This is a genomic window from Endozoicomonas sp. SESOKO1, from assembly GCF_024606265.1.
Taxonomy (GTDB): Bacteria; Pseudomonadota; Gammaproteobacteria; order Pseudomonadales; family Endozoicomonadaceae; genus Endozoicomonas.
The window spans coordinates 1-7,818 of sequence record NZ_JAHHPP010000407.1 but is presented as its reverse complement, the minus strand read 5'-3'; the positions used below and the strand labels follow the sequence as shown (position 1 = coordinate 7,818).

Annotated in this window: 8 protein-coding genes; 5 read left to right on the top strand and 3 right to left on the bottom strand. The window is 46.5% G+C overall.

Annotated features, from left to right (window positions below):
- The first annotated feature begins 306 nt into the window (after window positions 1-306).
- Window positions 307-1,302, top strand: a complete 996-nt coding sequence (gene pdxA / locus KDK13_RS18765) for a 4-hydroxythreonine-4-phosphate dehydrogenase PdxA (RefSeq protein ID WP_257286537.1) — start codon at window positions 307-309, stop codon at window positions 1,300-1,302.
- A gap of 12 nt (window positions 1,303-1,314) precedes the next feature.
- Here pdxA and hslR read toward each other — a convergent pair whose 3' ends face one another.
- Both hslR and KDK13_RS18755 read right to left on the bottom strand, forming a co-directional pair.
- The gene (gene hslR / locus KDK13_RS18760) at window positions 1,315-1,704 is read right to left on the bottom strand and encodes a ribosome-associated heat shock protein Hsp15 (protein ID WP_257286536.1); all 390 of its coding nucleotides are present in this window, start codon (window positions 1,702-1,704) and stop codon (window positions 1,315-1,317) included.
- A 91-nt stretch (window positions 1,705-1,795) separates the two neighbouring features.
- A complete protein-coding gene (locus tag KDK13_RS18755) occupies window positions 1,796-1,933 on the bottom strand; it encodes a hypothetical protein (RefSeq protein WP_257286535.1) in 138 nt (45 codons plus the stop codon).
- A gap of 255 nt (window positions 1,934-2,188) precedes the next feature.
- On the opposite strand from KDK13_RS18755, the gene cysQ reads away from it, so the two are divergent.
- The gene (cysQ, locus tag KDK13_RS18750; RefSeq protein WP_257286534.1) at window positions 2,189-3,019 is read left to right on the top strand and encodes a 3'(2'),5'-bisphosphate nucleotidase CysQ; all 831 of its coding nucleotides are present in this window, start codon (window positions 2,189-2,191) and stop codon (window positions 3,017-3,019) included.
- 29 nt (window positions 3,020-3,048) lie between these two features.
- Here cysQ and KDK13_RS18745 read toward each other — a convergent pair whose 3' ends face one another.
- Window positions 3,049-3,462 carry a NirD/YgiW/YdeI family stress tolerance protein gene (locus tag KDK13_RS18745; protein ID WP_257286533.1) on the bottom strand — a complete coding sequence of 138 codons (414 nt, stop codon included), beginning with the start codon at window positions 3,460-3,462 and terminating at the stop codon, window positions 3,049-3,051.
- A 300-nt stretch (window positions 3,463-3,762) separates the two neighbouring features.
- Between KDK13_RS18745 and KDK13_RS18740 the strand changes: the two genes are divergently transcribed.
- The 3 genes from KDK13_RS18740 to KDK13_RS18730 all read left to right on the top strand — a co-directional run.
- A complete protein-coding gene (locus tag KDK13_RS18740; protein ID WP_257286532.1) occupies window positions 3,763-5,052 on the top strand; it encodes a metallophosphoesterase in 1,290 nt (429 codons plus the stop codon).
- A 219-nt stretch (window positions 5,053-5,271) separates the two neighbouring features.
- Entirely contained in the window at window positions 5,272-7,104 is a 1,833-nt protein-coding gene (locus tag KDK13_RS18735; protein ID WP_257286531.1) for a hypothetical protein, read from the top strand.
- Window positions 7,105-7,264: 160 nt separating this feature from the next.
- Window positions 7,265-7,818, top strand: a 554-nt coding sequence (locus tag KDK13_RS18730; RefSeq protein WP_257286530.1) for a hypothetical protein, incomplete at its 3' end; no start/stop codon positions are given.

The window sequence follows — 7,818 nt, the reverse complement described above, 5'->3', positions numbered from 1 at the left end:
AAATAGGACTATGCATTAAATTATTGAATTTGAATGATTGAACTCTGGCTTAAGATCAACTCCTCTGGTAAAAGTTCCTCCTTTAAACACAACCCATTCAATAATCAGGCTTCTTGAACATTTTTGTGATGACCTGTAGGCGGATAGACGTCAACTACAAGCTTTTCCCTGGCATTGGTTTCACCAAACCCCTTTAACTCCTCAGAAATAACTCCTCAGAAATGAAGTCTTGTGCACCCAACATTACTGCTAAGCTGATAAAGGTCTCCAGCCTTGCAGGCGGTCCCGGTATGACCGATAGCAGAAATGCCTCCCCTGATCTGTATCCCGATGGGTGACCCGGCCGGTATCGGCGCAGAAATCATTATCAAGTCCTTATGTGACCCGGAACTTGCCGGAACCTGTCGGCCTGTCGTGGTTGGTGATGGTCGATGGCTGGAACAGGCTGTCAGCCTGTGCAGGAAAAAGGCAGGCTTTCAGCGGATCAAATATACAACGACCGACGTGCACAAGCCCGGACAAATCCACCTGCTTGACTCCCCAATCCGGAATATCGACAACATTATTTTCGGGAAAGTCTCTGCGGCATCCGGAGTGGCCGCCTACCAGTTCATTGAGCAGGCTGTTGACTATATCCAGCAGAGAGCCCAACACCAGGAACAAGGCTCAATGGTGACCCCACCCATCAATAAGCTATCTCTCAACGCGGCAGGGATTCCTCATATCGGCCATACGGAAATACTGGCATCACTGACTCACACCCATGACCCCATGACGCTCTTCCAGGTTTCAGGGCTCAGGGTTTTCTTTCTAACCCGCCACCTGTCACTCAGGCAGGCCTGTGATGCCATTGATGAAGACAGGGTTTTCAAGGGCATTGTCAAGTCATGCCGGATTCTCAAGTCGCTGGGCATACCGTCTCCAGCGCTGGCCGTGGCCGGCTTGAACCCCCACTGTGGAGAAAACGGGCTGTTTGGTGATGAGGAAATCTCTGCCATTGAGCCTGCAATCATGCGGGCCAGGCAGGAAGGATGGAATGTCACTGGTCCCATTCCTGCTGATTCCGTTTTCCATCAGGCGCTCAACGGCGCTTACGATGGCGTACTGTCCATGTACCATGACCAGGGCCATATCGCGACCAAGATGGTGGACTTTGAACGTACGGTTTCCATTACCTGTGGCCTGCCATTTCTGAGAACCTCTGTGGATCATGGCACCGCCTATGATATTGCCGGTACCGGTGAGGCCAGCGAAGTCAGCCTGACAGAAGCGATCAAGGTCGCCATACAGTATGCACAATGACGCCAACCGGCATCAGTAATCCGCCTTATGCCTGAGGATCTCACGACGTTGCTTTTTATCCGGACGGTGATCCGGTCTTGGCATGGCTCCTCGCAAGGCTTTTCGATCCGCTGCCGCCTCTTCGCGGGCCTGCAGGCTCTCAGGCGTTTCCTCATAGAGCTGTTGGGCCAGGTCTGCCTTCTGCCGCTTATCATTGAGCGCCTTAACGATAACGATGCGCTCATCCCAGCCAGCACGAAGTTTTATCACATCACCAACCCGGGGTTCTTTGCCCGGCTTGCACCGCTGACCATTCAAGTGCACTTTACCACCATCAATGGCTTCCCTGGCGATACTCCGGGTTTTATAAAAACGTGCTGCCCACAACCATTTATCAAGTCTGATCTTTTCACTATTACTCATTCGGTCACCTTGACTGCTTTTTATCGTGAAAAGGCTGCGGCCGGTCGAGATCGACATCTCGGAGGGCAGTCTTTTCAGGGCAAATAATACGCTAAGAGGCAATAAACAGTTCCCGGAAGTCCTCGATAGCGTTATAGGTTCCTGTGTCCCAGGGCCCTTTTTGACTGTCGGGATAACGGATGGCCAACAGTTCGGCAATACCATAGGTTTTTGCTGAATCAAGAATCATACCTCAATCGTTGCCAGGCATTTTATCAGTGCCATAGTGTGAATGAAATTCCGTGCTTTCAATGCCAGAAAAGTCACAACGGCCCGGTTTCCATGGTCATTTATGGATACCGGTAGCCAGTGCCCACTATAATGGCCGGATATTTCAAGCCAATACCATCAGGAAACCGAACACATTCCACAGAAACACCGGGTTACTGAAGCATGTTGACAATTAGCAGACAACCTCAGGTTTTGGGCCAACAGGGTGCGGGATATGAGCAACGATCTTGAGTCTTTAATACCCGGGTTAGTTCGCATTGCCCGGGAGGCAGGAAAACAGATTCTTGCCGTCTATCATCAGGAAGATATCGGGATAGAAACCAAGGCGGACAGGACGCCGTTAACCAGGGCTGACCTTGCGGCGAATGCTGTCATCGTTAATGAACTGACAAGTTTACCCATAAAATACCCTCTGCTTTCTGAAGAGTCGGATCATCCTTCCTGGCAGGAAAGGAAAAACTGGCAGCGTTACTGGCTGATTGACCCTCTGGATGGCACCCAGGAGTTCATCAACCGCAATGGTGAATTCTCAGTCAATATTGCCCTGATCGAGAATAACCACCCGCTCCTTGGCATCGTACATATCCCCACAACGGATACCACCTACTGGGGAGGCAAAAGCATTGGCGCCTGGAAACAGGGTAAAGATGGACTCGCTCAGGCAATCCTGCCCAGAAAGTTCGCTCCAGAGAAGGAAGTTGTCGTGCTTGGCAGCCGGAGTTATGGAACTGAAGCGGCCAGTCATTACCTTGACTGGCTGAAAACCCTTTATCCGGACCTCATCTCCAGAAAAGTAGGCAGTGCGTTGAAAAGCTGTCTGATTGCTGAGGGCCTGGCTGATATCTATCCAAGGCTCGGCCCTACTTCTGAATGGGATACCGGGGCTGTTCAGGGGGTTGTTGAAGGGGCCGGAGGTTTATTTCTCAATCCGCAGGGCCAGCGCTTCAGTTATAACAGGAAAGAAAGTCTTATTAACCCTGATTTTCTGGTGCTGGGTGATCAATCCATTCAATGGGGTGATTTCTGGCCACCGCATTCACGATAGAGCCTGACCGTACAGCCCGGCTGATACGATTAGAAGACAAAATGAATGTCATCCACTTCAACCCGGGGGAGCCTGTCGGGTGGATTATCCACCTCTCCCTTAATAACAGTGGGAGAGTTCAGCCTAACCCGCTTACCGGGTAGAACTGAATCATCAATAACCACAGTAATCTCCCCGGTTTCGCCACGAAACAGGTATATTTTCCCTTTGATTTTCTTAACAATTTCACCAGAGATCCTGACCAGTTCTTCATCCTCTGATGCGTTCAGAATCTCTTCAACACTGTGCTTGTGATACATGGGCTTTTCTGAAGTGACGCTTTCATCAAGAGCATCATCAAAAGCATCATCAAGAGCATCGTCGGGAGCAAAGCGTTTATCCTGAGAGCAGGCCGACGCAATAAATCCTGACAGGATTATTCCTATTAACCGTCCTTTAGTCATAACACTTATCTCTATTTAATCCATATATGATTATTCGGCAGTGTCGGATTATGTTGCAAAGTCCATTTAACCCTTTAAAAACAAAAGCCATTTGTTTTTCAGAATCAATCTCAAACACTGTTCATGATTATTAAACTCCGTTCAGGATAGCAAAGACTTTCCGGGCCTGTTCAACGGGAACAAACATCTGTCGATATATTGTTTAGTTTTTCACCGTGTCAGTTCACTAAAACTCATTTCAGAAAAATCATAAAACGGTTTCTGAACCGTATACTCTTTTCAAGAATATGAGGCTCCATCATGCCTGACCTTTGCATCCAGACCGCATTCAAGAACCTGTCCCCACTCGTTCTGGGCATAGCGTTAATGAATCAATGCCTTGCAGCAGAAGAGGAAGAGTGCACAAAGGTGTATGATTCGGGTCAGGCATTTTCGCTGTGTAAAACCGACACTGACGCACAGGAATTTTTCGGTGACCAGCATTTTGGCGATGATTCGATAACCTCAATCCAACTGGCTCCGGACCAGGCTCTGGAAGCCTGTGAAGCACCGGATGGGAGCGGTGTTTGCACAACCTATTACCGTTCTTCGGCCAATGTGGGCGAAGCACTGGAAGCACTGGATAACACCTTTTCCCATGCGCAGCTGATCCCATTCAATTATCACGATTTCTATATGGCATTCATGTCAGACCCTCAATATCCATGGTCATGTAAAACATCAAGGGAAACCTGTGATAACCGGGACAAGGCCTGGCGGGAAAATATGAATCACGTACAAAGCCTGAATGCACTAATGAACGACCTGGGCAAGGAGAAACTTGCTGGCGTCGTCATCAATGGTGACTTAACCGCTTTTGGTCACGACTGGCAATTCGACGCCTACTACCAGTTGTACCACAAAGAATTAAATATGAACGTCTATCCGGGCCTGGGCAACCATGATATTTCAAACAATGTTGACGACTGCTTTGTGAATAACTGCGCATCCAGAATGATGCTTTATTTGATCGACCATGTTCGTACGTTGAATGTCCGCAGTTTTGACCATCACATCACGGATACTTATTACGAATTCCCATCACTGAAAAAAAAGTACAGTAAAAGCTTTGCCTACTCCTGGGATATTGGTGATATCCATTTCGTTCAGCTCAATAATTACCCAACCTATACGGCAAAATGGGATGGCTGGAACTTTGGTAAAGCCCGAAGGGATTATTTTGATATCCAATCCGCCAGGGAGTGGCTGGCCAACGACCTGGAACAGGCCAGCAAAGAGGGTAAACATATTGTCCTGAACTACCATATCTCCGGTTTTACCGATGAGATAAAAGATATCCTGCGTCGGTATAAAGTTTCCGCTATTTTTGCCGGACACCTGCACTCTTATGTTGGCAAGATCAATTTTCATACGCTCTGGAATTTCTACGGACCAGGCAAGCACCTCCCTGTCTTTCTCGGAGGTGCAGCAGTGTTCCAGAAATACATGCTGGTTCGGTTTAAGGAAGACCGCTTTGAAGTCAGTATTGTAAAAAGTGATCAGGGTGCCAATTACAAGCTAGTGCACGAAGGTGAGTATCCTCTTTATTAGTAAAATCATGTCAAAAATCAGGGATTGGGAACTTTCTGGAAGTTTGGAATTCTAAAGCTCGATATTAATTCAGTCTGTTCATTTTATAGATTTCAACTTGCTGATTGACAAACTGAAAACTGCAGCCACCTGATAATAATTTTTCAAACAGGATGCTGTTTGAATGCAGGTTATTATTAATCGATATACTCTCAGTAACTCAGGGCAGAAGCTGAAACTATGAACATATCCGCAGCCAGCCAGGACTACTTCATTCCAGCCCCCTCCCAGACCAAAGAACCCAAAGGTCCGCACCGTAAAACAAAAATGGCAATGGGCTATACGCTTGATCGCCCTGCATCACTCACTCAAAGAAAACGTCACACTACCACTCAGGACCGGGATCAACTTCCACATGCTGCAAAGGTATTGAAAGCACGCGCTATTTCCAAGCCCAGGACAGCACAGACAGAAAGTCTCCATCGACAAATCTTCACCGATTTAACAGTAGGACAAGGCAAGGGAAATGAAATTTTTGGTGACTTCTGGGATGCTTTCAGCAGCATCCTGGATTCATTCAGCAACCATTACCAGGGCGGTGACAGCCCCGTAAATGAGGTACAGGTACTGGCAGAGTGGATGCCAGGCATAGATGCAGGTAGAGAAATAGCCAGTAAGCCGGTTAAAACAACAGGCAATAACAGGTTTCACAAAATGACAACCATTCATTACCTGTGGGATCAGGCAAAAAACATACTGATGCGAGGACTCAAGGATGGTGAAAAGTATTTCGCTTACGAGACCGGGTACAAAATCGAAAAAAGGTCAATAACAGCATGGGAATGTCTGGATATTTTTTTAACCCGATATATCAGCCATAAAGGATGGAAACTGTCAGCAGGATCTCTCAGGAAACAGCTGACATTATCCTTAAAAGACCCAAAGCCAACCGAAGCTGACAAGAAGAAAATAAGAATTAAACACTGTAGCCAGTTTCTCAAGCCTGAAGATATTGACAGTAAGGGCAAAGCGCTTTTTGGTCATTCACAATGGAATGAAATCACAACATTTATTACAACATCCTACAAGGATTACAAACCATCCCGACAGGAAAGCAGCACACCCGGCGTCCATGATATTTTCCTGCAGGCACTGAAAGACTTTCTACGGATAATGCCAGAAATGCCCGGTCATGATGAAGTCAATGATCTTCATCCGGAAACCGGAGCCCCTATCAGGAGAACAGTCGCAACGACTGAATTTAATATCAGTTCATTGGCTAATAAGCTGAATTCTGAGCAAACCTTTGCCACATTGATCTACCCACTGGTTCATGCCAAAAAATACCACCTGACGAAACAGGACATTGAGAAATATGAGTTTCTTCTAGCGGCGGTAATGAATTTAAAGCAGTACTATTTTATCGTTGCAGACTTCAGAAACACCCACAAAAATGAGTTTGTTAATGAAGAACTATGGAAAAATGAGCATCAATACCACAGTATTTTTCCTTTTCTGCTGGCATTTAAGCCAGGTGTAAGCTCTATACCCAGTGGCAAAGACCCAGAGATAGGAGAAGACATCGATTACCCTGCATTCACTGCCTGTTTTACGCCTTTTACACCACCGTGCCAAACCCGGAATGAAGCCTCCCAACTCCATGTTGAGCAGGAAGCTGAACGGTCCGCAAGACTATTAAAAAGAAAAAAACAGCCAGAGGTATCAGATCCTCGTTTAGAGGCATCAGATCTTCGGGAAACATTAATAGCAGAAAAAGCAGAAAGCCAAAAATCAAGAGAAAAAGCTCAGCCATTTACAAGCACTCCGACTGACAGTGAGAAACGAATCAAACAACTGGAAGAAGATCTGAAATCAGCAAGGGTAGAAATTGAAGTATCCAAAAATTTACTACTTGAAAGCAACAAAAAAATAGATGAGATAAAAAACAACTATCAAGCTGAAATCAAAACCCTGGAGAACAATATTGAAACCTTGAATAAAGAGAAAGATTTTATTTGTCATTTACTCGAAGAATCTGAAAAACACGATCTGAAATTGCTGATTAATAATTAATGGCCTGCTACAAGGCTCCCGCAATCAATCAGCAGTTCAATGTACTGCAGATGACGTCTGATGCTTCAGGGTTGCTACCACGCAGCCCATCGCTGAACGGATAAAAACCTTCCCAAAGCCAACGCTCACCCTGTCATCACGGCCCCACAACGCTCTATGAATGAACCTAACAATCATTCTGAGGTCAAACGGTGGAATTTATAATCCAAATGCGCAGGATTTTATTCTGAAAGCAACCACATCGGCCTATACCGCCCCGGAGTCTGCCTGCCAGGTTGTTCCGCAAGACGGTTCAGGCAGGGTTCCTGACCGCCGCAGAAGTACATTTAACAGTAAAAGCGTTTCAAACCCTTCGTTTTCCGGGGGTGCAACCTTCACTTCAGATATGGCCAAAGATCTTGAAGACGCCTTTTGGAAAAATAAACAGCTACAAAGACGTAAAATCACCTCCATTGATGTGATTACTGCCTATGGAAATGACAGAACGTCTCTCAGAAGTGGCTTCTTCCTGCAAAAACTGTGCTTACAGAACATCCTGCATGACAATAAAAAAGTGATCCCGGATCAAGTCATTCAGGAATTCAACAGGGAGCCAGCTCGACATAATATGTACAAATTGGCAATTGCGCGCTTCAAGGCGGAATGTTGCCTGAGGGGCCTGCCGTTGTTCGGCCAACCGGTCATTCCGGATGCGGTGGTCAGGGCTTTCCCGGA

What these genes read in the sequence shown, in the direction of transcription:
- cysQ (WP_257286534.1), top strand. Translation starts at nt 2,189, where the DNA reads ATGAGCAACGATCTTGAGTCTTTAATACCCGGGTTAGTTCGCATTGCC.
- KDK13_RS18735 (WP_257286531.1), top strand. Translation starts at nt 5,272, where the DNA reads ATGAACATATCCGCAGCCAGCCAGGACTACTTCATTCCAGCCCCCTCC.
- KDK13_RS18755 (WP_257286535.1), bottom strand. Translation starts at nt 1,933, where the DNA reads ATGATTCTTGATTCAGCAAAAACCTATGGTATTGCCGAACTGTTGGCC.
- hslR (WP_257286536.1), bottom strand. Translation starts at nt 1,704, where the DNA reads ATGAGTAATAGTGAAAAGATCAGACTTGATAAATGGTTGTGGGCAGCA.
- pdxA (WP_257286537.1), top strand. Translation starts at nt 307, where the DNA reads ATGCCTCCCCTGATCTGTATCCCGATGGGTGACCCGGCCGGTATCGGC.
- KDK13_RS18745 (WP_257286533.1), bottom strand. Translation starts at nt 3,462, where the DNA reads ATGACTAAAGGACGGTTAATAGGAATAATCCTGTCAGGATTTATTGCG.
- KDK13_RS18740 (WP_257286532.1), top strand. Translation starts at nt 3,763, where the DNA reads ATGCCTGACCTTTGCATCCAGACCGCATTCAAGAACCTGTCCCCACTC.